This window comes from Erwinia magellanica (assembly GCF_039023495.1).
Taxonomy (GTDB): Bacteria; Pseudomonadota; Gammaproteobacteria; order Enterobacterales; family Enterobacteriaceae; genus Erwinia.
On sequence record NZ_JBCHVC010000003.1, the window covers coordinates 437,946 to 461,741 of the forward strand.

The following is a 23,796-nucleotide window of genomic DNA, read 5'->3' on the forward strand; positions in this document are numbered from 1 at the left end:
CGCTTGCTGATGCAGAGTTGCAGAGCGTTAAAACGAGGCAAAAAATGCATTATCCGAAAACAGGCGTAGGCGTTCTGATTGTGCGGGAAGGCAAGCTGCTGCTGGGCAGGCGCACGGGAAGCCACGGTGCCGACAGCTGGTCAACACCCGGTGGTCATCTGGAGTTTGGTGAAACGCCGGAACAGTGCGCCCGCCGGGAAACGCGCGAGGAAACCGGACTGCACATTGGGAAAGTGACGAATCATGCGTTCACGAATAATTTCTTCACCGCTGAGAATAAACATTACGTGACGCTTTTTATGCTGGCGGATGAGGTTTCCGGAACGCCGGAGCGCTGCGAGCCTGAAAAGTGTGCGGGTTGGGCGTGGTTTAGCGCTTCTGAATTACCGCACCCTTTGTTCGCCCCGCTTGAGACATTGCTTAAGGAAGGCGGGCTGCTGCCCCTGTTAGGCGGCGCGCTTAAACGTACCTGACTGAGCCTGATAATTCCTTTTTACAGGCCAGGCAATACTCTTAATAATTTATCCTTAAATTTTAATAAATTAAGCAAAATTCAGCCGTTCTGTAAGGCGAACATCTGGTGAGCCGGGCTGACTGGCAGTAGAGTGAAGATCCCCTGTGTTGATGATGAGCATCTGCGATGACCAGCCTGGCCCCGATTATCAATTTATCTTCCCACCCGATTCACGATGCCGACTACCTTGCCAGCTGTAAACAGCAGCTTGATAAGAGCGGCGCCCTGGTATTGAGAGCGTTTCTGACGACGGATGCGCTGAAGCGTGTTCGTCAGGAAGGCGAAGAGCATCAGCACCTTGCCTACTACGCGGCCAGCAAGCACAACGTCTATCTGAAAGCGCCAGACGAGGCGTTTGCTCCCGATCATCCGCGTAATTACCCGATCACCTCTTCCAAAGGGTGCATTACCGATGAGGAAGTGCCGGAGAACTCACCGCTGCGTGCGCTTTACAACGCGGAAGCCTTTAAGGCTTTTCTCTGCGGCGTGCTGGGCGAACAGCAGCTCTATCCCTATGCAGATTCCCTCTCCTCTATCAATCTGCACTATGCGCATACCGGGCAGGAGCTGGGCTGGCATTTTGATAACTCCTCTTTTGCCATCACCCTGCTGATCCAGAAGCCCGAAGCGGGCGGCGTATTTGAATATGTCAGTAATCTGCGGGATGCCGAAGCGGGAGAGATGAATTTCGACGGCGTGGAGCAAGTTTTGCAGGGCAAACGGGAAGTAGAGAAGCTGGCGATAAATCCGGGCGATCTGGTGCTGTTTCGCGGCCGCAATGCGCTACACCGCGTGACGCCAACCGAAGGGGAGACCAGCCGTATGCTGGTGGTGCTGGCCTATAATGCTCAGCCCGATATTGCGCTCTCCGAAACCGCCCGCATGACATTTTACGGGCGTCTGTAATCTTTAAACGGGGGAAAGAGGCCTGTAATCACCGCCCCCAGGGGAAGGGCTTCCACTGCCTTTTCCCTGCCAGTTTGCAAGCTTTTCTCTCCGGCAGCCAGGAGAGCCAGGCTGTACGTGAAGAAACCTCACACCCCAAAACGGCGGCACAGCGCCCTGATATGTTACCGCGCGGGAGGAGCCTCTGGCTGCGTTAATGCCGTCCAGGCCCTGACGAAGATCTGTCGGGTGCGCAGCGCGATCAACGCCTGCCAGTCGTGATCGTCAGGAAAGAAGCCGTCAAAAAGATCCCGCTTGATCTGCAACCCCTGTTCACTGGCGGGATCGCCAAACAGATGCAGCCAGTGATCGTTACGCACGCGGCGGTGCATCTCTTCGCCTTCCAGCGTCCCACACTCCACCACCAGCTGAAGCAGCTGCGTTTGCGGCAGGTTATCCAGCATAAACTGGGAGAGATAACCGGTGGCCGTGGCGGTTACGCCCGTTTCGCTGTTGCGGCCTGCGCCAGTAATCAGCACCGTTAGCCACTCGCCAAAGATCGCTCTGGCCTGCCGAAGCGCCGGATAGTCATGCTCTGCTATCGCCATCAGCATCGGATGACCATAAGCGCCCGCGCCGGTATGCAGATCGAAACTGAAGATCTTTTCAGCATGAACCAGATGACGGTCAATAATGGTTTTCAGCGTAAGGTGTGACCAGCTCGCCCGCTGCCCGCCATAGAAGATGCCGTCGGCAAACTGATACTGTCCCGCCTCAACGATACGCTTAACGCCTGCCCAGCCCAGCGTTTGCCGTTTCTCAAGCAGCAGCGCGTCTGCCTGCGCCCGCCCGGCCCCGTCAAAGTCGCGGCAGGTATAAACGGCATGCAGTTCACCATAGGCCTGGTTATGCGGCACCCCTGTCACGAAATTGATAAAGTTACGGTTGAGATCGGCATTATCTTCGTTCACCCGACGTAAATGGGCGGTGCCCCAGGGGTTGATCAGATGCACCAACACCAGCGCCACATTATCCGGCATCGCTGCGGCCTTAACCGTATCCAGCCAGGCAATCTGGCTCTCTGAGCCGTAATAGCCCTCCACGCCGTGCGTGCCGGAGACAATAAGCATCAGCTTTTCCGCTGCGGGATCGCCCACTACCGCAACATCGGTAAATAATGCTTCGCCATTTGGGCCAGCAAGAGGATGCGGATAAGGGGTATTCACCCCGCCCGCTCTGGCCACGGCGGCCAGAAAGCGCGCCCGCTGCGCGCTGTAATCAGGAAGAGATCGCATCAGGCTCACTTCTGCAAATGGTAAACATCAAAGCTGAAATACTTTTTCGCCAGCTTGTCGTAGGTGCCATTTTTATGCAGTTCAGCCAGCGCGGCGTTGATCTCAGCGACCCGTTTGGTGTCATCTTTACGCAGACCAATCCCAACACCTTCACCAAAGTACTCTTTGTTATAGAGCGTCTCGCCGCTGATCTGATAATCCTTGCCCTGCGGGGATTTCAGGAAGCCCGTTTCCGCCGACGCGGCGCTGGTCAGCGTCGCCTCTACGCGCCCGGAAGCCAGATCCGGCCAGATCTCTTCCTGATTAGGATAAGAGACCACCTGGATACCCGCGGAAGCCCAGACAGCTTTAGCATAAGCTTCCTGCGTCGTGCCCTGCGCCACGCCGACCGTTTTGCCTTTCAGTGAAGCCGTATCCGGAGCCAGACCGCTGTTCTTTTTTGTCACCAGTGCGCTGGGGGTGTTGTACAGCATATCGGTGAAGGCTACCTGCTGGCGGCGCTTGTCGGTCATTGCCATTGCCGAGAGGATGGCATCGAATTTCCGCGCCTGTAAGGCAGGAATAATGCCGTCATAACCCGTCTGCACCCAGACACATTTCACCTGCATTTGATGGCAGATGGCGTTGCCCATCTCTATATCGAATCCCCGCAGAGTGCCATCCGCCGCTTTGGATTCAAAAGGCGGAAAAGTGGGGTCAACGCCAAAACGCAGCGGCTCGGCGGCAGAAACGCTGGCGGCAAACAGCACCAGAGCAGTAAGGACAATTTTTTTCATTCATGGCTCCCGGAAGTAAAAGCGTAAAAAACGTTCATCTCCTTCATACCATGATTTATTTGCCCGAGGGGATACTTTCCGCTTATAGCTGATTTTACAGATAAAAAAAGGGCCTTCATCAGAAGGCCCTTGTTGCTGTTTCACGCTGAATTAACGCTGGGGTGCGGCGTCCGGATACATGGCTAACAGGCGGCGCGTCACGCCGTTAGTCCAGCCAAAGCCATCCTGCAACGGATATTCACCGCCGCCTGCCAGCACCGGCGCGCGTCCGGCCACATTATATTTTTCAACCATTTTGTGATGGCGATGGTAGGTTGCGCCCACTACCTGTAGCCAGCGCGTGGCAATTTCCTTCGCCAGCAGCTCTTCGCCATAATTGTTGAAGCCTTTGATCGCCATCCACTGCATGGGTGCCCAGCCGTTTGGTCTGTCCCACTGCTCTCCCGTCTCTTCAACAGTACAGAGCACGCCGCCAGGGGCAAGCAGATGCGAACGGATAGCGGCCGCAGTCTGGGTAGCCTGATCCAGGCTTGCCATCCCCACATACAGCGGCGTCACCGAAGCCGCAGAGAAAGCCCCTTTTTCGCGCTCACGCCAGTTGTAATCGCGGTAGAGACCCGCTTCGGCATCCCAGAGATAGTTGTCCAGGATCTCCCGGCGGCGCACGGCTTTCTGCTGGAACAGTTCAGCCGTTACCTGGTCTTTCTTCTCCGCCGACAGGCGCGCAATGGTGGTTTCCAGCTTGTAGAGAAACGCATTAAGGTCAACCGGCACGATGCTGGTGGTCTGGATACTCTCCAGACGGCCAGGCTCGCTCAGCCAGCGCGAAGAGAAGTCCCAGCCGGAAGCCGCCCCTGCGCGCAGATCACGGTAGACCTCGCCAGAAGGACGTGCGGAATTTCTGGCTGTTTCAACATCCTCAATCCACGACTCATCGCGCGGCGTATCGCGATCGTCCCAGTAGCGGTTCAGCACCGATCCATCAGAAAGCATCACCACATGGCGATACGCTTCATTTGGCGTCAGCGACTCCTGACCATCCATCCAGAACGCATGTTCGCGCTTGAGCTGCTTCAGGTAGCGATGCGCTTCATTTACGCCATCCTTCTCAAACAGCTCTACCATCATGGCGAATACCGGTGGCTGTGAGCGGCTCAGATAGTAAGTCCGGTTGCCATTCGGAATATGCCCGTAGGTATCAATCATCCAGGCGAAATTGTCCGCCATGTTTTTAAGCAGATCGGTACGGCCGCTGGCGGCAAAACCCAGCATGCTGAAGTAAGAGTCCCAGTAATAGGTCTCGCCAAAGCGGCCGCCCGGCACCACATACGGCTCTGGCAGCGGCAGCAGCGAAGAGAATTCGGAATGCTTCTCAGGCTGACGGGTTAATACCGGCCACAAGGAATCGATATGCTCGCCCATACTTTTATTGGGATCGGAAACATAGCGACTGTCATGCGCTCGTGGCAGATCGAAATTCTCCAGCACAAACGCCAGAAGATTAAAGTCTTCGCGCTCACGCTGGATAAAATAGCGGTACAAAATTCTTTCGGGTTCAATTTTCGGCGCGCAATCCGCAAACGTTTTACTGTCGGAAAATATCCGCGACGTTTGCACCGCCTCAAACAGTTCCTGATAGCGATCGGAAGGCGTCAGGATATCCGGTGAGGGCAGACCACGGATCGGCTCCGGTTGTGGCTCAACGTTTACGTCCAGACCAGCTTCATAGTCATGATAATAAGCTTCAAAGTCAGTCTGATTATTGTCAATGATTAGGTCATTTTGGTTAAAAGTGATAAAAACCTCCTGATGCCAATTTATATCGACAATGTTAGCGCGGTAAATTCGAAAGAAGGGCTTATTATAGTACTCTGGTCTCACAACGCAACCCGCTGTATTTATTGCCAGTAATAAGAGAATATTTCAAAAAATGACTCACTGCCCTTCTCAGTTATATTTCCACGTCTTTATTTATATTTATTCTTATCCACAGACATAAACTGACAGAGTGGGGTAAAGAATGAGAACTTTCTTGCTTACATGTCGCACGATAAATCACCCAAAAGCGGGCTGCGCTTCAGGCGTAGTGCAGAAAAGCCGCAGCGGATGACTTAAGGAAAATTCTTAGTACTCCTGGTTTTTTTCAGCAGAAAAATTAGCCAGCGACAATAGAAAAGTAAGTAAAAATAGTGGGATTTTTCGTTTACATATTTTTAAAAGAGTCGAATACTGTCTCCGCCAGATTGTCGTGCAGCCCTTGCCACGTCTGGCATTAATAAGTTTATCTGATAGCAAACCAGACACGTTAATTAATAGTTAAGGAACTCTCGTGGCACCCGTAGTAAATAAATCCGCAGCGTTGCACTCGGAAAGTCTTTCTGATGAAGATGACAGTTTAGTTTCCTCTCCGGCTATCGATTCCATAAATAAAACCTATATTACCCGTGGCACACGTCGCTTTATGCACGCCACGCTGGCGCTATTTTGTGCCGGGCTATCGACCTTTGCCGTGCTCTACTGTGTGCAACCGATCCTTCCTGTTTTCTCCCAGAGCTTTAACCTTACCCCTGCCCAGAGCAGCCTCTCACTCTCGGTGACGACCATAATGATGGCGCTGGGGCTGCTGGTAACCGGCCCGCTGTCGGACGCTATCGGGCGAAAATCGGTGATGTCCGTGTCGCTTTTGCTGGCGGCGTGCTTCACCCTGATCTGCGCCACGATGAGCAGTTGGGAAGGGGTGCTGGCGATGCGCGCGCTGACTGGCCTTGCCCTGAGCGGCGTTGCGGCAGTTGCCATGACCTGGCTCAGCGAGGAGCTGCATCCCGTATTTCTCTCATTTTCGATGGGCCTTTATATCAGCGGCAACTCCATTGGCGGGCTGGTTGGCAGGCTCTCGACAGGAATGCTGGCCGATCACTTTTCCTGGAACGTCTCGCTGTTTGTTGTGGGCCTGTTTGCGCTGGCAGCCGCAGGGCTGTTCTTCCGCCTGTTGCCGCCTTCGCAGCACTTTCGCGCCTGTTCGCTGCGGCCTCGTAAGCTGTTAGTTAACTTTATGTTCCAGTGGCGTGATACGGGGCTGCCAATGCTGTTCCTGATCGGGTTTGTGTTGATGGGCAGCTTTGTCACCCTCTTTAACTATGTCAGCTACCGTTTTATGGCCGCGCCTTTTTCTCTCAGCCAGACGGTTGTTGGCCTGCTGTCAGTGGTTTACCTGACCGGCACCTACAGCTCGCCACGAGCCGGAATGATGACCGTAAAATATGGTCGTGGCGTGGTTCTGACAGGCTCGCTGATGCTGATGCTGACCGGCCTGCTGGCCACCCAGTTCACCACCTTGTTGCTGGTACTGCCCGGACTGATGCTGTTTGCGGCGGGCTTTTTTGCTGCGCACTCTGTGGCCAGTAGCTGGGTTGGCCATCGCGCACGTCGTGCCAGAGGCCAGGCTTCCTCTCTTTATCTGTTCTTTTATTATCTGGGTTCCAGCGTTGCGGGCACGCTGGGCGGCGTGTTCTGGCACGGTTGGGGCTGGATGGGCGTCTCGGCATTTATCGCCGTTATGCTGCTGGGCGGTCTGTGGCTGGCTAACCGGCTGCGGAAGATCCCCGTTCTGGTGAAAAAAGTACGATAACAGGCGGGCGGAGGCGCACCTCCGCCCCCGCTCCTTCCCCGAAGATTTACAACCTTCTGCTCAACCATTAAGCTACCGCCCTGATCAAGCCCAACCCCCTGCCCGTTGCCCTTTTCAGGCCGGGAACTGCCGTTGAAGGAACAGTGATGAGCGACGTGGAAAACCTACAGGCCATGGTGATCTTCGCCAAAGTGGTTGAGACGCTCAGCTTTACCGAAGCGGCGAAGCTGGTGGGCGTGTCAAAATCCTCTGTCAGTAAAGAGATCGCTGCGCTGGAAGTCCGGCTGGGCACCAAACTGCTGCAACGCACCACCCGTAAAATTGCGGTGACCGAGGTCGGCATGACCTGGTATCACTACTGCGCCCGTATTCTCAGCGAAGTAAAGAGCGCCGACCTGTTTATCCGCCAGTATCACGAAGAGCCAACCGGCAGCCTGCGCGTGGTGGCCCCGGTCACATTCGGCTGCCAGTGTATAGTGCCGGTGCTTAATCAGTTTGTGGCGAATAACCTGCATGTCAGCGTCGATCTTGATCTCACCGACCGCCCCGTAAATCTGGTGGATGACAATGTGGATCTGGCGATTGTGATCCGGCGCGATCCGCCTGAGCATGCCCACACTACGCCGCTGATGGATATCAGTTGGGGGTTGTATGCCGCGCCTGACTATCTCAAGCGTTTCCCGACGATCGCCCAGCCGGACGACCTTCCCCGTCACGACTTTGTTCTGTTTCGCGGCCCGGCCCATACGCTTTCGCTGCCGTTTCGTCGTGACAAGCTCAAGCGGGACATTGAGGTACGCAGCCGCTTTCGTGCTAACAACAGCACTGCGCTGGTTAATTCCGCCATTGCGCAGACCGGCATCGCCTATCTGCCGGACTACATCGCTCAGGAAGCTGTCAGTGAGGGCAGGCTGTGCCGTGTTTTACCGGAGTGGGAAATGGATCTCTACAAATCGTGGGTTTTGACGAAAAGCGACAGTCTGATTTCGCCGCGCGTCAGGATCTTTATTGAGGATTTACAGCAGGCTTTGGGGCAGGAAAGTTAAAGGCGGAAGCGCTGTTCCGCCTTTTTGCACTCAGTAGTAGTTACCGTGACGGTAATCCCAGGTGGTAAAGGTGTCTGACAACATAGACATAATCTTATCCACATCCAGCCCTTTACGGATCAGTACCGGGCATGGCGTGATATTACGCTCGCCTTTCTGCTCCGGAACCAGTTTGCCCTGATCATCGACCATTGCCACCATCACGCCCTGCTCGTAACGGGTTTTCTCAGACTCGTTCGGCTGGATAGATTTTACGTAGTCGTTAGCTTCAATAATCAGGTCAGCCTGCGATTCAATACGCTCGCCAATCCCTTCAACCAGACCACGATTGCCTTTGCCTGACGGGTTAGCGGAGCTGGCAAAGGAGAATTTCCCGTGGTTTTCCCACAGCTCTTTCGCCAGGTTTTCGCCAGGTACGCCAAACTTGATCACAAAGCAGCTGGTCTGGCGACGATCCATCATCAGCTCTTTTGAACCATCTTCCGGGATACGGGCCACGGCTTCTTCTTTCCACGGCAGAATGCAGCCTAACAGCACATCCTGATCCCAGTGCTGCTGATAGAGCGACTCGATTTCCGGGTTCAGCTGCGCCAGCTCTTTCAACTGCTCCAGGGAACCACACAGCACCACGCCCGGCTTGTTACGGTTGCGCTGCTTGGCATCAAACTTACGCTCCAGACCTTTAGCATCGGAAGTCATAATGATGTAGCCCACTTTAGTAGGACAAACGATCATCCCGCCCTCAGCAGAGAGAATGTTAACTGCTTCTGGCTGTAAGCCGCCGTTCCAGTGGATAGTTTTATTGCTCATGGTGGCACCTGTTCTCAGAGATTCAAATTTAGCCAGACGTTGAAGGTAGCACAGCTTTCACCGGCTGGCCTTGAACTGGCCTGTTGCAATCATCCTGCCGTCAACTCGTTACTTACGCAACAATTAAGCAGTAAATTGCGTCATTGTTTTTACCAGGAAACAATTGTTGCTTAATGCGTACTCTGGCGAACTTCATTCTCTTCCGGCCCACTCAACATTTTAAGCCAAAATCCGGAGGCTATATGCAGCTCGACTTTTTTCAGGAACAGGATATCCCCCTTCTCAGGAGCTGGTTTGCTTCACAGCGTGAGGTGACCCAGTGGGCAGGGCCCGGCGTGGCATGGCCGTTAAGTGACGACTTTCTGGAGACGCTGCTCGGTTCTGCCAGCCAGAAACCGGCACGTCTGCTGACGTTTGCCGCGCGGCAGGAAGGGGAGCTGGCGGCCGTGGCGCAGCTTGGATTTGAATGGGAAAACCATCTTGCCTGTCTCTGCCGCGTGGCGGTGAACCCCAGGCTGCGCGGGCAAAATCTGGCGGAAAAAATGGCTACTATGCTGATTGAAAGTGCCTTTCTGCACCTGGAGCCTGTGGTGGAGCGGCTGGAGCTTCACGTTTATCCGTTTAATAAGGCGGCGGTAAGGACCTATGAAAAACTGGGCTTTGTGCATGAGGGCGTGCGACGGGCTTGCGTTGCGGTGGGTGATGAACGCTGGGACTGCGCCTTTTACGGCCTGCTGCGCACGGAATACACCGGGCGCAGCGCGGGATTAACAGCGCAGGAGAAGGTTTTCAGCGCTGCCTCTGCCTGAAATCAGGCCGGGATCAGTTTTTCCGCTTTCAGCCGGTCAAACAGCGCAATAAAGGCATCGCGGGTGCATTGATAGCCCATGAATCCTGCTTTGCGGCTCTTGCTGATGTCGGTAAACACCTCCATCGGCCGGCCCAGATCGGCATCGGTATGCCACCAGGAAACCAGTTTGCTGATATCCGCTTCTTTCAGGTCGAACTGTTTTGCAATGGCCTGCCACTCGGCTGGCGCGGCATCCATACGCCCTTCCAGCGGCTGCACTTCGCCTGGGAACGGCGCGGCTTCAATGCCAAAGTAGTCGGCAATCTCACCCCACATCCATTTCCAGCGGAATACGTCACCGTTCACGACGTTGTAATCCTGATTCTGCGCTGAAGGGGTGGTCGCAGCCCATTCCAGCTGCTGCGCCAGAATATGCGCATCCGTCATATCGGTCACGCCTTCCCACTGCGCCTGAGAACCAGGGAAGATAAACGGCTGGCCGGTTTGCTTGCACAGGGTCGCATAAACCGCCAGCGTCTGGCCCATGTTCATCGCGTTGCCCAGGGCAAACCCGATGATGGTGTGTGGACGGTGAACGCTCCAGGTGTAACCATATTTCTCTGCGCCAGCGAAGAGTTCATCTTCCTGAGCATAATAGAAATTATCCACTGGCTGACGCCCCTGCTCTTCGCGGAACGGGGTCATTGGCACGGCGCCCTTGCCGTAAGCATCGAACGGGCCAAGATAGTGTTTAAGGCCGGTGATCAGGGCAACATGACCGCCTTTCAGGCGATCGCCCAGAGCTTCAATCACGTTACGTACCATCGCCCCGTTAACGCGAATATTCTCCTTCTCATTAGCCTGACGAGCCCAGGCACTGAAAAAGACTTTGTCCACGCTGATGCCTTGCAGGGCTTTCTGAACAGAGTCGCTGTCAGTGAGATCGGCGGTGAGCGCCGTACAGCCGGCAGGAACGGCAGTCCGCCCACGGGACAAACCATAAACTTCCCAGCCTTCACCGGTGAGCTGCTCTGCGAGGGCGGTACCATTAATGCCGCTGATACCCACAATGAGTGCGCGTTGTTGCATAACTAATCTCCTGAAAATAGGCAGACAATAAGCATAATAGAGAAATTAATTCTTATTCTGGGATATTTTCACATCCTTCCCGAAAGGCACTCCTCAATCATGATGAGTCAGGATCGTCTTAAGGGTATGTTCCCCTTTGTGTTGCCAGCGTGAAACGGGGCAGCTTGGTAACAGTGTTGTAACTAAAAAGTCGTATCGCGTGAAGCGGTGAGGTTTCAGGCTCTGATCAGACGCCCTAAGCGCCAGAGGTGCTAAAGCGTTGAAGTCATACCCCGGCAGCACACCCCATCACAGCAAGACAGGCTTTTACTATATGTTGCTGGCGTTCAATACCCTTGCGTAAAACCGACCAGGTTCAACTTAAAATTAATACAGTCTAAACAAAACTCAATTCCCTTAACCCGCTCAACAGGGGTAATGTGACTTTTTGTTTTATTTTTTGTTTCTGCATCACTTTGTTATGCGGTCATTAACTTGTTGTTCTCTTTGTTTATTTAGTTTGATGACCCTTTTTTTTACTCAATTATATAACATTTGACGGCCGGTTATTGCGTGTAAACAGGTTTCATCTGCTTATTTTTTGATATTGATGGTTGTTGTAGATCAATTTCCGCTCGTTTAATATCACCGCCCTCACACAGGGTGAACGAATCGCCACGTGAGCTTCTGTCTGACTGAGTAGATGCAAATAATTTCGGGCGCACGGTAAAAATGATAAACATCCGCGATCCTATAATTTTAAATACGATTTTTCGCCACGTATAATTTGTGGAACGTTATTTCCGCACAGGTCACTGGTAGTGTCTTTCGAAAATAAATGGAGATAATGCTTTGATTTTGCGAGGTAAAAATAAAGCAAACCTTACAGGGAAAAGAGAGGTCACGGCGGATTACATACGGAAAAGAGTGGAGTTATTTGGTTTTACCGAGGTAAACGATATTCTTGTTTTTTTGAGGGTTTGTTGTGGGCCACGCCTGAATGAATATGAATGCAGGTATATCCACAGCAAGGTCGCACATTGCCTCAGACGTCACGATAACGGCAGTGACTACTTTTGTTCACTCCGTGAACTCGCCTGTGAATTAGGCGGTACCCCCCGAATCTAAACAACAATCAACTTTCGCGGTGAGTTTATTTTAATCTGAAACTGGCAATAAAATATTAACTTTCTGAATAACAAGTTTTAAATAAAAGGCTCCTGCGGACTAAGTTACCTAATCTCTTTCGATATCCGGCAGTTTTTAAACGCGGGATTCAAACAGCGTGCGCGTCCGCTTCTGAAATAAACAGGCACTAACAACTCATTCACCTTCTTAAGGGGATATTATATGTATTCTGGCTTCTCTTTTTTCCGAAAGGCCACGCTGGCTGTTTTTACCTGCACCTGCGTCTGCCTGACCTCGTTGTCTGCCTTAGCGGAAGGCGGAATTGCTCTTCAGTCAACCCGTATTGTTTATCCTCAGGGGGAGCATCAGCAGAGCATATCCGTAAGTAACAGAACCACTGGCGAGTCCTTTCTCATCCAGTCCTGGGTGGAAGATGCCCAGGGGCATAAAAGCCCGGACTTTGTTGTTACCCCTCCGCTTTACCTGAGTGCGCCCGGTAATGAAAACACGCTGCGCATCATGCTCTCCTCAGCCGCTTCTCAGCCAAAAGATCGGGAGACACTTTACTGGTTTGTGGCGCGGGCTATTCCGCCGGTGAATAAAACTGGTGAAAACGCAGGCTCGTTGCGTCTGGCCCTCGCCAACCGTATCAAGCTCTTCGTTCGTCCGTCCGGGTTGATGACGGACATTAACCAGGCCCCCGATCTGCTCTCCTTCCACCGTGCAGGGGGGCGGCTGGAAATCAGCAACGCCTCACCTTATTTCCTGACGCTTACCGACGTGAAAAGCGGTAATAAAACGCTGGGCGACATCATGGTGCCCCCAAAAGGGAGCGCCGCAGAGGCGCTGCCGGCAGGCAGCGGCAACAGCGTGTCATATCAGACTATTAGTGACTACGGCAGTCCGACAGCGCGACTGACAAAGCCAATTAATTAAGTGAACAGCTTAATTCAGGGTTATTGATTATGCGGTACAGATACGCTCATTCTTCGTTCTTTAAGCTGTCACCTGTCGCGCTGGCCGTGATGAGCTTCTGGGCGCCAGTGGCACAGGCCAACCTTGAATTTGACCCGTCGATGCTGAGTTCTGACAACGGACAGGTGGCAGACCTCTCCCGCTTCGAACAGGGCGGAGGCACTCAGCTTCCGGGTGATTACCTGGTTACTGTTTACCTTAATGGCGCCTTTATTGAGTCCCGCCACCTGCGCTTCCAGGCCCGCGATACGGCTGCTGCCGCAGGTGAGGATGTCCGTGATGGCACCGGCCTGATGGCCTGCCTTACCCGACAGGATCTTCGCGACCTGGGGGTAAACACTGATGCCTATCCGGGATTACGTGACGCTGCTGACGGGCAGTGCCTCTCTCCCGGTCAGCATGTCAGGGGAGCGTTCACCGCCTTTGACTTCCTGAATCAACGTCTGGACATCAGTATTCCTCAGGTTGCCTTGCAGAATAAGGCGCGCGGCTGGATCCCTCCAAAGCGCTGGGATAACGGCATCAACGCAGCCCTGCTCAACTATCAGTTCAGCGGCAATCAAAACAAGGGCCAGTACGGTAACAGCAGCAGCCAGTTTCTTAACCTGACAAGCGGCCTCAATTTTGGCCCGTGGCGTCTGCGTGATAACAGCACCTGGACGGACACGCAGTCCCGTTACAGCCATTCGCGCCGCTGGCAGCACCTCAACACCTACGCTCAGCGCGCGATTATCCCGTGGCGCAGCGAGCTGACCGCCGGGGACAGTACCACCGGGAGCGAGGTGTTTGACGCCATCTCCTTCCGTGGTGTGCAGCTTGCCACCGATGACAGCATGTATCCGGACAGCCAGCGTGGCTTTGCGCCCGACATCCGGGGCACCGCTATGAGTAATGCACAGGTCACCGTCCGTCAGAACGGTAACGTCATCTATCAGACGGTAGTCGCGCCTGGCGAGTTTGATATTAACGATCTCTACCCGGTCACCAGCGGCGGTGACCTGGAGGTCACTGTGACGGAAAACGGCGGCAGCGTGCGTACATTTACCGTTCCGTATTCCTCTGTGCCCGTCCTGCAACGTCAGGGGCATGTTCGTTACGCCCTGACGGCCGGTCATTACCGTAGCAGCAGCGACCAGTATGATCAGCCTGCCTTCGCGCAGGGAACGCTCCAGTGGGGGCTTCCCCACGGTATCACCGTCTATGGTGGGACGCAGGTGGCAGACCATTACCAGTCTGCCGCTCTCGGCTCCGGAGTCAACATGGGGGGCTGGGGGGCGTTGTCCGTGGATCTCACTCAGGCAAACAGCGTGCTTGCCGATGGTTCACGCCATGAGGGGCAGTCGGTGCGTTTTCTGTATGGTCGCTCTCTGATTTCCACCGGTACCACTGTGCAGCTGGCAGGTTACCGCTATTCCACTGAGGGGTTTCACACCCTTCAGGAGACGGCGACAAAACGCATGACCGGCTGGCTGAATGACAGCGATGAGGTGGATGCCGCCGGACGTCCGGTGGCGCGCCGCTGGACCAGCTATTACAACCTGTACAACAGTCGCCGTGAACGCATTGAACTCAATATTTCCCAGAGTCTGGGGGAGAGCAGTTCACTTTATGCCACCGGTACTCACCAGACTTACTGGCACAGCGATGCCACCACGGAATCATTACAGGCCGGATTCAGCAATACCTATCACCAGCTCAGCTGGACACTGTCGTATGGCTACAGCCGCATCAGCGATCACCCAAAGGCCGACCGGACATACTTTGCCTCGCTGTCGGTGCCGCTGGTTGCCCTGTTGTCACACGACAGTGGCCATAACATCTGGGCGAACCACAGCGTCCGGCGTGATGCCGATGGCACGATGACCCAACAGGCCGGCCTCAGCGGTACGGCGCTTAGTGAGAACAACCTCAACTGGGGAATTTCGCAGGGTTACAGCCGACAGGATGGGGAGAGTGGCGATCTCAGTCTGGCTTTACAGGGAACCTACGGCAACCTGTCCGCTGGCTACGGATACGCGGCAGATTACCGGCAGGTTCGCTACGGAATGTCAGGCGGCATGATCGCCCATCGCGGTGGGCTGACGTTTGGTCAGCCGTTGGGAGAGACCAACGTACTGATTGCCGTGCCGGGAGCGGCCGGAGTGCCGCTGGAAAACGGCACGGGTATCCACACCGACTGGCGGGGCTATACGGTGATGCCTTACGCCAGTATGTACCGCGATAACCGTGTGGCGCTGGACGTCAGCCGTCTGGATGACCATACCGATGTCGATAACGCAGTGGCTCATGTAGTCCCGACCAGGGGCGCCATCGTGCGGGCTAACTTTGCGGCGCACAGTGGCGTGCGGGTCATGATGACGCTGCGTCACAACGGCCGCCCGCTGCCCTTTGGCAGCACCGTGGTCAGCGGAACTGACGGTCACGAGAGCCTGGTGGCTGACGGAGGCGTGGTCTATCTGTCGGGACTGCCCCTGACCGGCACGCTGAAGGCGCAATGGGGTCGGGGCGCAGAGCAGCAGTGCAGCGTGCGCTACCGCCTGCCAGCCGAGGTGCTGCATCAGGCTCTTGCTCAGGCGGAGGGAGAGTGCCTCTGACGTGGGCGCCAGCAAAACAGGCGCGGTCGTGTAAAGGATTGTTGATGCAGCAGCATCCAGGCCGCTCACTCTTCAGCCGTGGATTAACGCCCGCTGGAACGCTGACAGACGCAGAGCGCAGGCATCACACACCTCAGCAACATCATTATATTCATTAACCCGGAAAGGGCTTCGCCCCTTTTTTAATCAAACTGAAAGGAAAGTACCATGGCATTAGTTTCTGCTAAAAATATCAGCGTAATGAGCGTACTGGCAGCTTCGCTTTTTACCACTGGCGCCTTTGCCGACGCTTCACCGTCCACCACCGATATTAACATCACGGCAAAGGTTGTTGATGCAACCTGTACCGCTGGCTGGGATACCAGTGGCGTATCGCTTGACCTGGGTTCGGTGTCAACTTCGTCCCTGGCGGCAAAAGGTGATATCGGGGCAAGCAAGCCACTGACTCTGACTCTGACTGGTTGTACGGGCATGACAAAAGTCCACCTGTCGGCGACGGGTAATAAGGACAGCGACGACAGCACAGCCTTCAGTAACTCCGGTACAGCGAAGGGAGTGGCGGTTCAGCTGTTCGGTGGTGAGGGTCAGAGCACTCAATTGCTGCCGCAGGACAGTACCCAAACGGCGGATTACACCATTAAAGATGGCAATGCCACGCTGGCCCTGTTGGCGAAACTTGAGCGCACCACGGATGCCTCAGACGAGAAGGCTTTTGCAGCGGGTACAGTGGTGAGCAAGGCGACCCTGAACCTGACGTATGAGTAATACGTAGCGGTCCGGTTCCTGTATTACACAGGAACTGGGCCATCCACTAACCAGTCACTCAAGGTAACCAGCATGAAGTTAAACGGGAAAGCGGCACCAGCAAAGAAGATGTATAAGATACCGTATCTGAGGAAAGTCCTGACAACGTCCATAAGCGCATTAGTGCTGCTGTGCGGGGCAGGAAACCCTGCCCAGGCCACGGAACTCAGTGCATTGAAGTATGGTGTGCTGACGTTTCAAGGCCTCTCAACCTATTTGGATCCAAGAACTTATGCTCACACGGCGGAAATAGATGTCAGTGATGAAATGGCCCAGTGTCTCGAACCAGACCATCTCTATATAGCTCAGGCTATGGCAATTATTAATATAACAGCGTGGAATACCATAATGACAGGAGAGGATATACTCTCTGCCGCGCAATATCTGATGGGGGCAATCAGAAATCACTGCGACCACCGCATTGCCGGGACGCTCACCCTGAAGGTCTCGTGGCCTAACGGAGCGAAAGGCTCTGCCCCGCTCGACATCAACGTTCCCGCCGCCACGTCATGCAGCGTCCAGGTTACAAAAGATGTTAACCTGAGCACCAGTTCTGCCGGTATATCCTCAGTGGTTCAGCTCACCAGCGGCGGGAGCGGAGGTTGTAACGTCACGGTCAAACCTGCAACGGCAGACACGATCGGTGGCACCCTGGCCAGTTCTGACGGACAGGGGAAGACGATTCACTATCACCTGACTAACGGCACATGGGACGCGACCCAGAAACAATGGACCCTGCCGCAAGCTCAGGACTCAGCGGTGGAACTTCTCGCTCCCTTCAGCGCCGGAGAGTATGCGGGAACGGCCACGGTCACCCTGATCTCTGAATAGGGTTCTGTCGCATGAACGGCAGCGGCCTGGCAAAAAATGGGCTGCCTGTTTTTCAAGTAATCAGCAGAGAAAACCTGCCGCTCATCCACAGACCCGCCCCGCCCGGATGCGGCTATTGGCCCTTGCGTTCACCAGCTTAATCGCTGTCAGTTTCCATTCAGGATTTCTTATGTGCCCCTGGCGCACCAGATGGCATCAGACGATGGTGAAGCGCAGGTCGCGGCCGTGGTTGCCGCTCCTGGCGTGGCGCAAATGGCGACATGGCTGATGGAAAAGGAGCTGTCGGGGGAAGAACTGTTACTCATCCTGTCAGAGCTGGTGGTGAATGAGCTGCCGCTAACCCTGATCTGGCCGCGCAAAAAGCAGCTGACACCCAAAGTCGATGCGCTGCTTTCCGTGTTAAATCAGCTCAGAATGCATTAATTGCTGGCAGGTTTGTTAACGCTTATCCGCCATGGAATACCGAATTTATCCACCAGCGTACCGAATCCCAGCGCCCAGAAGGTCTCTTTCCACGCCAGCGTCACAGAACCGCCCTCGGCAAGGTTGTCGAACCAGCGTTTGCCTTCTTCAACGTCATGGCTGGAGAGGCTGACGGCAAAACCGTTGTAGTTTACCGCTTCAGCGCTGTCGCTCAGTTGCAGTTCGCCGTCGCCGATATGCAGCAACGCATGCATGATTTTATCATCTGCGGGCTGCTGTGCTGCGGGGCTGTTCTGCTTTTCAGGCTGCTGATGCTGGTCAGAGGGGACATCTCCCCAGGTCATTTTAAACGCCAGTTTGGCGCCGGTAGCCTGCTGATAAAAGGTCAGAGCTTCTTCACAGTTGCCAGCAAAATAGAGATAGGGTGAAAGCTGCATAACGTCTCCTTGGTTTGAAAGGGGGCAAAATCTCAGACTCAGGAGCAAGTGTAGTAGAGGAAAGCGGCGGGATCGGAAATCTCGGGAATTGAGTCTGGTTATTTATCCCGTAAGACCGGGATGTGGAAAGAAAAATGGCCGGATTTACCGGCCATGGGAGAAGATAAAACGGAGGCTGCGGTTTGCTCTGCGTCCGTTTTTCTACGTCCGCAAAGCACATAAAACCGCTGCCGCTACTTGCCCTGCATCAGTTTTTCTACGTCCACGTTGCCCTGTTCCGGCACCGTTTTACGCACTTTCGCCACATCGCTGGCGCTGACCTGCGTTTTGGCTGTGTTGCCCCAACTGGTGCGGATAAAGTTCACCACATCGGCCACCTGCTGGTCATCCAGGCGCCAGCCGAAAGCGGGCATGGTGATGCCGGACGGCGCGCCTTTCACGCCTGGCAGCGTAGAGCCGGCAAGCACAATGTGGATCAGGGAAGTGGGATCTTCCGCCTGAACCACAGGATTGCCCCGCAGTTCCGGGAAGAAACGCTGATAGCCGCTGCCGCTGGTTTTATGGCAGGCGGCACAGCTGTCCACATAGAGAGAGGCGCCTGGTTTGCTCTCATCTCCTTTCCACAGCGCTTTCGCAACGGCCTGATCCTCTTTGAAGCCAGCCTGATTAGGATCGCGCGCGCCTAACGACTTCAGATAGCGGGCAATGGCGGTAGCATCTTCAGCCGAGAGGTGTTGCAGACTGTGCTCAACCACGTCGGTCATCCCGCCAAATACGGCGGTGCGATCGTTGCGGCCTGTACGCAGGAACTGCACCAGATCCTCTTCGCTCCAGCTGCCCAGACCGTCCCGGTTGTCGCCACGCAGATTACTGGCGGTCCAGCCATCAATCGGCGCATTACTACCGGACAGGTAGTCGCTGCCTTCGCTGTCGTTAAGCGCTTTTTCCTGCATAGTGAGGCTGCGGGGCGTATGACAGGCGCCACAGTGCCCCAGCCCTTCCACCAGATACTGACCGCGAGCCAGCACGGGATCCTGACCTTTTATCGGCTGGAAGGCCTTCACATCCGGCGCAAACATGCCGCGCCAGATAGCCAGCGGCCAGCGCATAGAGAGCGGCCATACGATGTCACTCTTCTGGTTGGGCTGCTCTACCGGCTTCACGCCATGCATAAACCAGGCATATAACGCCTGCATGTCGCTATCGCTGACCACTGCATAGGAGGGATAGGGCATCGCCGGATAGAGCGTATCGCCGTTTTTCGCCACGCCATGACGTACCGCTTTCTGGAAATCATCATAGCTGTAGTCGCCGATACCGGTTTTCTTGTCCGGGGTAATGTTGGTGGAGTAGATATTGCCAATAGGCGTTGCCATCGTCAGGCCACCCGCAAACGGCTCGCCGCCTGCTTTGGTATGGCAGGCTACGCAGTCTCCGGCTCGCGCCAGATATTCACCGCGTGCGATCTGCTCTGCACCGTTGTCATCCGCCAGCGCGGCAAAACTTGCCATGCCCAGGAACAGGGCCGGGATCATCATCTTCATCAGGGTTCTCCTTACGCCTGCACCAACGGACCTGGGTTTTTCAGGTACTGTTCACGAATCGCTTTCGCTGACCAGTAGGCCAGTGCCGCCACCATGCCGGTTGGGTTATAACCCAGACCTTGTGGGAAGGCAGAAGCGCCGGGCACAAAGACGTTCGGCACGTCCCAGCTTTGCAGATACCGGTTCACCGCGCTGGTTTTAGGATCTTCACCCATGATCGCGCCGCCGTTCATATGCGTGGTCTGGTACACCGTGGTGTCGAAGTGGGTGCCTGGCTTTTTCGGTGAGCCGCTGATCAGTTTCGGGTTCATCGCTTCAGCAATTTTGTGCATCCGATCGTGCATAAACTGCGACATTTTGATGTCGTTTTCCTGCCAGTCGAAGGTCATCCGCAGCAGCGGCTGGCCAAATGCGTCCCTGTAGTTGGGATCGAGATCCAGATAGTTATTACGGTAAGACTGGTGGGCGCCGTGGGCATCCATCGAGACGTGGTGGGTATAGTGATCGGCCACTGCCGCTTTCCACTTGCTGCCCCAGTTTGGCGTGCCCGGAGGCGTCGGCAGACCGGAGATAGGCTTCACGCCCGCCTGGTTGACCCAGAAAGGGGAACCGCCGACAAAACCATATTTACCGTGATCGAAGTTATCCGCGTTGAAGTCATCCACACCCACGCCCGCGCCGCCTGCGCCAATAAAGTTATTGGTGAAGACATCTTTATCGAAGAACGCTTTGATAGTAGAGATGTTCTGATAGGCGAAGTTACGCCCTACGGTGCCCTCATTGGTCACCGGATCGTAAGGCTTACCAATCCCGGAGAGCAGCATCAGATGCACGTTGTGGAACTGGAAGGCAGAGAGGATCACCAGATCTGCTGGCTGCTCGATCTGGCGACCCAACGCATCGACATAAGTCACGCCGGTAGCGCGCTTTTTGTCGGCGGTGAGGTTAACGCGCAGGACGTTGGCATTTTCACGCAGTTCAAACTTCGCTTCCTGACGCAGCGAAGGCAGCACGTTCACGTTTGGCGAGGCTTTAGAGTACATATAGCAGGCGTAGCCGCTGCAATAGCCGCAGAAGTTACACGGCCCCATTTGTGCGCCATAGGTGTTGGTGTAGGGGCCAGAGGTGTTGGCGGAAGGCAGATCGTAAGGGTGGTACCCCACTGACTCTGCCGCCTGAGCAAACATCTGGGCAGAGAAGGTGCGTTTCTGCGCGGGCAACGGGAATTTGTCGGAACGGTCTGGCGCAAACGGGTTGCCTTTGCCCTGCCCCGTCACTTTGCCTTTCACGCTCCATTCTGAACCGGAGGTGCCAAAGACCTTCTCTGCTTTGTCAAAGAAGGGTTCAAGCTCGTCATAAGTGACGCCAAAGTCCTGAATGGTCATGCCTGCGGGGATAAAGTTTTTGCCGTAGCGCTCTTCGTAATGGCTGCGCATCCGCAGTTCGATCGGATCGACGCGGAAATGCACGCCAGACCAGTGCAGGCCTGCGCCGCCGGTGCCTGTGCCGGGCAGAAACGCGGCAAGCTGGCGGTATGGCTGAGCTGTCTGCGCAGCATTGTGACGGATGGTCACAGTGCTTTTCGACAGGTCCTGGAACAGCTTTTTACGGATGTTATAGGTCAGCTCGTCAATCACCTGCGGGTAAGCACCGTCAGGATAGGTATCGCGATGTGGGCCGCGCTCCAGCGCTACCACGTTCAGCCCGGCTTCGGTCAGCTCTTTGGCCATGATCGATCCCGCCCAGCCGAAACCGACAATCACCGCATCCACTTTTTTCATTTCATTTGCCATGATTATGCTCTTTCCCCACGAATCGATACCGGTGGGAACGGATAGCGCTCGCCACGTTCAACCCAGTCCATAAAGTCCGCACGTGCGCCCGGAAAACCAATCAGCGTCCAGCCAACCATGCCCTGATTACCGCCATGGATCGGATCGCTGAAGAATCCTTCACGGGTGTTCTGTAGCAGGAAGGTGAAGAACACTTTTGCCGGAACCTGCTTAAACTCTACGCTTCCCGCTTCAAACGCCTGTAGCAGCGCATCCTGCTGGTCGCCGCTGAGCTTAGCGAAGATGTTGCCATGCCGGGCTTTTGCCACCGCATCGGCATCTTCCAGGCCAAGACGGTAAATCTGACGTGGGACTAAGGGGTACTGAAATCCCAGTTCTTTATCCGCATCCGGGTGGAACGGCCCCTGCATATACCAGTTGGCGCCGGTGGCATAAGGGGTGTTCATCTGGCGGTCGATATATTCCGCTACGCCAGCTTCCAGCGCGCCCGGACCACGATCGTCAGCGGGGATCAGACGGGCAACAGCGGCCTGGATAAAGGCATACTCTTCTGGCGTGAACCATTCGGGTTGGTAGTCACGAGCTTTCTGTGGGCCTGCGGGAGTAGCCTCTTTCGCGGCGGCAGGCACGGAGGCGGTAAACGCGCCAATACCTGTACTGCCAATGGCTACAGCGGGAGCGAGGGTAATTGTTTTCAGCAAAAAGTCCCGGCGGGAACTTCCTGTTTTTTCATTCGACATTGAGATTGCCTTATCAAACTTACGCCTGGTGTTACGGCTAAGGATTCACGGTTGCTTGCGGTCATTATTTTTTTGAGCAGGGCAGACTGAGGTTACCGTCAAAATGTTACCGGTAACAATGGCGCGCAGTTTAACAGGTCTTTTAGCAAATATTTAGCGACAGGAAACAAAATGGCACAAATTCATTAACAAAGAAGCGGATTCAGCCAGTAAACAGGGAGCTTAATCCCCAGGATGATGAGTTACTGCGCTGTAATAATGAGGTTAATAATTAAATGAGTGAAGCCATATCCTCAGGGATGCCCCCACGCCAGGCTGTTAATAACGGCACGCTTTCAGCACGGATTGATGCCCTCCCCGCTTCTGCCGGTTTCTGGCGTTTTATTGCCCTGCTCTCGCTGGGCGGTTTCTTCGAGCTTTACGATCTGTTCCAGACGGGTTACATCAGCGGCGGGCTGGTAGCGGAAAATATTTTTCACCTGGGTACGCTGGGCGTGTTCGGCATTTCCGATCAGGCCGCTTTTGCTTCCTCGACTTTCCTTGGCTTATTTATCGGGGCAAGCCTGCTTGCTCCTTACGCCGACCGTTTTGGTCGTCGTCTGACTTTTATGTGCGCGCTGGCCTGGTACGGCTTCTTTTCTCTGCTGATGGCGTTTCAGCACCAGGCTGAATGGATTATTTTTTTCCGTCTGCTGGTGGGGGTTGGGCTGGGTATTGAGCTGGTCACTATCGACACCTACCTGACGGAATCGGTGCCGAGCTATCTGCGTAGCAGAGCATTTGCTTTTGCCTTCTTTGTGCAGTTCCTGTCGGTACCCGCCGTGGCGTTGATGTCATGGTGGCTGGTGCCGCAGACGTTTCTGGGGTTAACCGGCTGGCGCTGGGTAGTGATTGCCGGTGCGCTCTGCTCGCTGGTGATCTGGATTATCCGTAAGAATCTGCCTGAGTCGCCCCGCTGGCTGGCGCAGCAGGGCCGCCATCTGGAAGCGCATCAGGGCGTGACCCGCATGGAGCTACGCTGTGGAAAACCCTCCACCGAACCGGCGCCAGAAGCGATTGATACCGGTGAAATCATTCAGCAACAAGGGCGCTTCCGGGATATCTGGCGGCCAGAGTACCGCCAGCGCACGCTGATGCTGGTGGTGATGAATATCTTCCAGGCGATTGGCTTTTTCGGCTTTGGTAACTGGCTTCCGGCGCTGCTTTCCGGCAAAGGCACCAGCATCACCCACAGCCTGCTGTACGCTTTTTTTATCACCCTTGCCTATCCGTTAGGTTCACTGATTTGCAGCCGCTATGCCGACAAAATCGAGAACAAATGGCAAATCGTCTTTGCTTCACTGATGACGGTGGTGTTCGGCACGCTGTTCGCTCTGCTGAGTAACCCAATCCTGCTTATCGTATGTGGTTTCTGCATTACTTACTCCAACGCCTGGCTGACCTACAGCTATCACGCCTATCAGACAGAAGTGTTCCCGACGTTTATTCGGGCGCGCGCCGTGGGTTTCTGTTATTCCTTCAGCCGCCTCTCTACCGTGTTCAGCAGCATTATTATTGGCTTAATCCTACAGGCGGCGGGCACGCCGGGGGTGCTCGCCTTTATCGTGGTCAGCATGCTGATTGTGATGCTGGTGATTGGCATCTTTGGGCCAAAGACACGCGGCCTTGACCCGGAGAAGATCTGAGAGCAACCAGCCGTTACCGGCTGGTTTTTG

At 54.9% G+C, this 23,796-nt stretch carries 20 protein-coding genes; 11 read left to right on the forward strand and 9 right to left on the reverse strand.

Annotated features, from left to right (window positions below):
• Positions 1–44: 44 nt before the first annotated feature.
• Both AAH450_RS13805 and AAH450_RS13810 read left to right on the forward strand, forming a co-directional pair.
• A complete protein-coding gene (locus AAH450_RS13805; protein WP_342910718.1) occupies positions 45–473 on the forward strand; it encodes a nucleotide triphosphate diphosphatase NUDT15 in 429 nt (142 codons plus the stop codon).
• 167 nt (positions 474–640) lie between these two features.
• On the forward strand, positions 641–1,420 hold the full coding sequence (locus AAH450_RS13810) for a HalD/BesD family halogenase (RefSeq protein ID WP_342910719.1): 780 nt from the start codon (positions 641–643) through the stop codon (positions 1,418–1,420).
• A gap of 164 nt (positions 1,421–1,584) precedes the next feature.
• Here AAH450_RS13810 and AAH450_RS13815 read toward each other — a convergent pair whose 3' ends face one another.
• The 3 genes from AAH450_RS13815 to AAH450_RS13825 form a co-directional block, all read right to left on the reverse strand.
• Positions 1,585–2,694 carry a DUF2817 domain-containing protein gene (locus tag AAH450_RS13815; protein WP_342910720.1) on the reverse strand — a complete coding sequence of 370 codons (1,110 nt, stop codon included), beginning with the start codon at positions 2,692–2,694 and terminating at the stop codon, positions 1,585–1,587.
• Between the two features lie 5 nt (positions 2,695–2,699).
• Positions 2,700–3,470, reverse strand: a complete 771-nt coding sequence (locus tag AAH450_RS13820; RefSeq protein WP_342910721.1) for an ABC transporter substrate-binding protein — start codon at positions 3,468–3,470, stop codon at positions 2,700–2,702.
• A 150-nt stretch (positions 3,471–3,620) separates the two neighbouring features.
• A complete protein-coding gene (locus tag AAH450_RS13825) occupies positions 3,621–5,267 on the reverse strand; it encodes an alpha,alpha-trehalase (protein WP_463322733.1) in 1,647 nt (548 codons plus the stop codon).
• 532 nt (positions 5,268–5,799) lie between these two features.
• On the opposite strand from AAH450_RS13825, the gene AAH450_RS13830 reads away from it, so the two are divergent.
• Positions 5,800–7,098, forward strand: coding sequence for an MFS transporter (locus AAH450_RS13830; RefSeq protein ID WP_342910723.1), 1,299 nt, complete (start codon positions 5,800–5,802; stop codon positions 7,096–7,098).
• A 146-nt stretch (positions 7,099–7,244) separates the two neighbouring features.
• Positions 7,245–8,144, forward strand: a complete 900-nt coding sequence (locus tag AAH450_RS13835; RefSeq protein WP_342910724.1) for a LysR family transcriptional regulator — start codon at positions 7,245–7,247, stop codon at positions 8,142–8,144.
• A 30-nt stretch (positions 8,145–8,174) separates the two neighbouring features.
• Here AAH450_RS13835 and AAH450_RS13840 read toward each other — a convergent pair whose 3' ends face one another.
• Positions 8,175–8,954, reverse strand: coding sequence for an L-threonylcarbamoyladenylate synthase (locus AAH450_RS13840; protein ID WP_306208492.1), 780 nt, complete (start codon positions 8,952–8,954; stop codon positions 8,175–8,177).
• Between the two features lie 242 nt (positions 8,955–9,196).
• On the opposite strand from AAH450_RS13840, the gene AAH450_RS13845 reads away from it, so the two are divergent.
• Positions 9,197–9,763 (forward strand): GNAT family N-acetyltransferase, encoded by a 567-nt coding sequence (locus tag AAH450_RS13845; protein WP_342910725.1) that lies wholly within the window; start codon positions 9,197–9,199, stop codon positions 9,761–9,763.
• A gap of 2 nt (positions 9,764–9,765) precedes the next feature.
• On the opposite strand, the gene AAH450_RS13850 is transcribed toward AAH450_RS13845, so the two are convergent.
• The gene (locus tag AAH450_RS13850) at positions 9,766–10,833 is read right to left on the reverse strand and encodes an SDR family oxidoreductase (protein WP_342910726.1); all 1,068 of its coding nucleotides are present in this window, start codon (positions 10,831–10,833) and stop codon (positions 9,766–9,768) included.
• A gap of 1,329 nt (positions 10,834–12,162) precedes the next feature.
• On the opposite strand from AAH450_RS13850, the gene AAH450_RS13855 reads away from it, so the two are divergent.
• From AAH450_RS13855 to AAH450_RS13875, 5 genes are all read left to right on the forward strand, one after another.
• Positions 12,163–12,876, forward strand: coding sequence for a fimbria/pilus periplasmic chaperone (locus tag AAH450_RS13855; RefSeq protein ID WP_342910727.1), 714 nt, complete (start codon positions 12,163–12,165; stop codon positions 12,874–12,876).
• A gap of 29 nt (positions 12,877–12,905) precedes the next feature.
• Positions 12,906–15,509, forward strand: coding sequence for a fimbrial biogenesis usher protein (locus AAH450_RS13860; protein ID WP_342910728.1), 2,604 nt, complete (start codon positions 12,906–12,908; stop codon positions 15,507–15,509).
• A 207-nt stretch (positions 15,510–15,716) separates the two neighbouring features.
• Positions 15,717–16,274, forward strand: coding sequence for a fimbrial protein (locus AAH450_RS13865; protein ID WP_342910729.1), 558 nt, complete (start codon positions 15,717–15,719; stop codon positions 16,272–16,274).
• A gap of 387 nt (positions 16,275–16,661) precedes the next feature.
• The gene (locus tag AAH450_RS13870; RefSeq protein WP_342910730.1) at positions 16,662–17,144 is read left to right on the forward strand and encodes a hypothetical protein; all 483 of its coding nucleotides are present in this window, start codon (positions 16,662–16,664) and stop codon (positions 17,142–17,144) included.
• Between the two features lie 171 nt (positions 17,145–17,315).
• Positions 17,316–17,567: a LysR substrate-binding domain-containing protein gene (locus AAH450_RS13875; protein ID WP_342910731.1), complete on the forward strand. Its 252-nt coding sequence runs from the start codon at positions 17,316–17,318 to the stop codon at positions 17,565–17,567.
• Here the strand turns inward: AAH450_RS13875 and yjdN are convergent.
• From yjdN to AAH450_RS13895, 4 genes are all read right to left on the reverse strand, one after another.
• Complete coding sequence (gene yjdN / locus AAH450_RS13880) at positions 17,564–18,004, reverse strand: VOC family metalloprotein YjdN (RefSeq protein ID WP_342910732.1); 441 nt, start codon at positions 18,002–18,004, stop codon at positions 17,564–17,566. The two genes, AAH450_RS13875 and yjdN, sit on opposite strands and share 4 nt — an antisense overlap.
• A 233-nt stretch (positions 18,005–18,237) precedes the next feature.
• Entirely contained in the window at positions 18,238–19,548 is a 1,311-nt protein-coding gene (locus AAH450_RS13885) for a c-type cytochrome (protein WP_342910733.1), read from the reverse strand.
• A gap of 11 nt (positions 19,549–19,559) precedes the next feature.
• Positions 19,560–21,341, reverse strand: a complete 1,782-nt coding sequence (locus AAH450_RS13890) for a GMC family oxidoreductase (RefSeq protein ID WP_342910734.1) — start codon at positions 21,339–21,341, stop codon at positions 19,560–19,562.
• 2 nt (positions 21,342–21,343) lie between these two features.
• Positions 21,344–22,081, reverse strand: a complete 738-nt coding sequence (locus AAH450_RS13895; RefSeq protein WP_342910735.1) for a gluconate 2-dehydrogenase subunit 3 family protein — start codon at positions 22,079–22,081, stop codon at positions 21,344–21,346.
• Positions 22,082–22,356: 275 nt separating this feature from the next.
• Here AAH450_RS13895 and AAH450_RS13900 point away from each other — a divergent pair, with 275 nt between their 5' ends.
• On the forward strand, positions 22,357–23,766 hold the full coding sequence (locus tag AAH450_RS13900; RefSeq protein ID WP_342910736.1) for an MFS transporter: 1,410 nt from the start codon (positions 22,357–22,359) through the stop codon (positions 23,764–23,766).
• Positions 23,767–23,796 lie beyond the last annotated feature (30 nt).

What these genes read in the sequence shown, in the direction of transcription:
- AAH450_RS13885 (WP_342910733.1), bottom strand. Translation starts at nt 19,548, where the DNA reads ATGAAGATGATGATCCCGGCCCTGTTCCTGGGCATGGCAAGTTTTGCC.
- AAH450_RS13855 (WP_342910727.1), top strand. Translation starts at nt 12,163, where the DNA reads ATGTATTCTGGCTTCTCTTTTTTCCGAAAGGCCACGCTGGCTGTTTTT.
- AAH450_RS13820 (WP_342910721.1), bottom strand. Translation starts at nt 3,470, where the DNA reads ATGAAAAAAATTGTCCTTACTGCTCTGGTGCTGTTTGCCGCCAGCGTT.
- AAH450_RS13840 (WP_306208492.1), bottom strand. Translation starts at nt 8,954, where the DNA reads ATGAGCAATAAAACTATCCACTGGAACGGCGGCTTACAGCCAGAAGCA.
- AAH450_RS13860 (WP_342910728.1), top strand. Translation starts at nt 12,906, where the DNA reads ATGCGGTACAGATACGCTCATTCTTCGTTCTTTAAGCTGTCACCTGTC.
- AAH450_RS13815 (WP_342910720.1), bottom strand. Translation starts at nt 2,694, where the DNA reads ATGCGATCTCTTCCTGATTACAGCGCGCAGCGGGCGCGCTTTCTGGCC.
- AAH450_RS13900 (WP_342910736.1), top strand. Translation starts at nt 22,357, where the DNA reads ATGAGTGAAGCCATATCCTCAGGGATGCCCCCACGCCAGGCTGTTAAT.
- AAH450_RS13895 (WP_342910735.1), bottom strand. Translation starts at nt 22,081, where the DNA reads ATGTCGAATGAAAAAACAGGAAGTTCCCGCCGGGACTTTTTGCTGAAA.
- AAH450_RS13845 (WP_342910725.1), top strand. Translation starts at nt 9,197, where the DNA reads ATGCAGCTCGACTTTTTTCAGGAACAGGATATCCCCCTTCTCAGGAGC.
- AAH450_RS13805 (WP_342910718.1), top strand. Translation starts at nt 45, where the DNA reads ATGCATTATCCGAAAACAGGCGTAGGCGTTCTGATTGTGCGGGAAGGC.
- AAH450_RS13810 (WP_342910719.1), top strand. Translation starts at nt 641, where the DNA reads ATGACCAGCCTGGCCCCGATTATCAATTTATCTTCCCACCCGATTCAC.
- AAH450_RS13850 (WP_342910726.1), bottom strand. Translation starts at nt 10,833, where the DNA reads ATGCAACAACGCGCACTCATTGTGGGTATCAGCGGCATTAATGGTACC.
- AAH450_RS13835 (WP_342910724.1), top strand. Translation starts at nt 7,245, where the DNA reads ATGAGCGACGTGGAAAACCTACAGGCCATGGTGATCTTCGCCAAAGTG.
- yjdN (WP_342910732.1), bottom strand. Translation starts at nt 18,004, where the DNA reads ATGCAGCTTTCACCCTATCTCTATTTTGCTGGCAACTGTGAAGAAGCT.
- AAH450_RS13870 (WP_342910730.1), top strand. Translation starts at nt 16,662, where the DNA reads ATGACAGGAGAGGATATACTCTCTGCCGCGCAATATCTGATGGGGGCA.
- AAH450_RS13865 (WP_342910729.1), top strand. Translation starts at nt 15,717, where the DNA reads ATGGCATTAGTTTCTGCTAAAAATATCAGCGTAATGAGCGTACTGGCA.
- AAH450_RS13890 (WP_342910734.1), bottom strand. Translation starts at nt 21,341, where the DNA reads ATGGCAAATGAAATGAAAAAAGTGGATGCGGTGATTGTCGGTTTCGGC.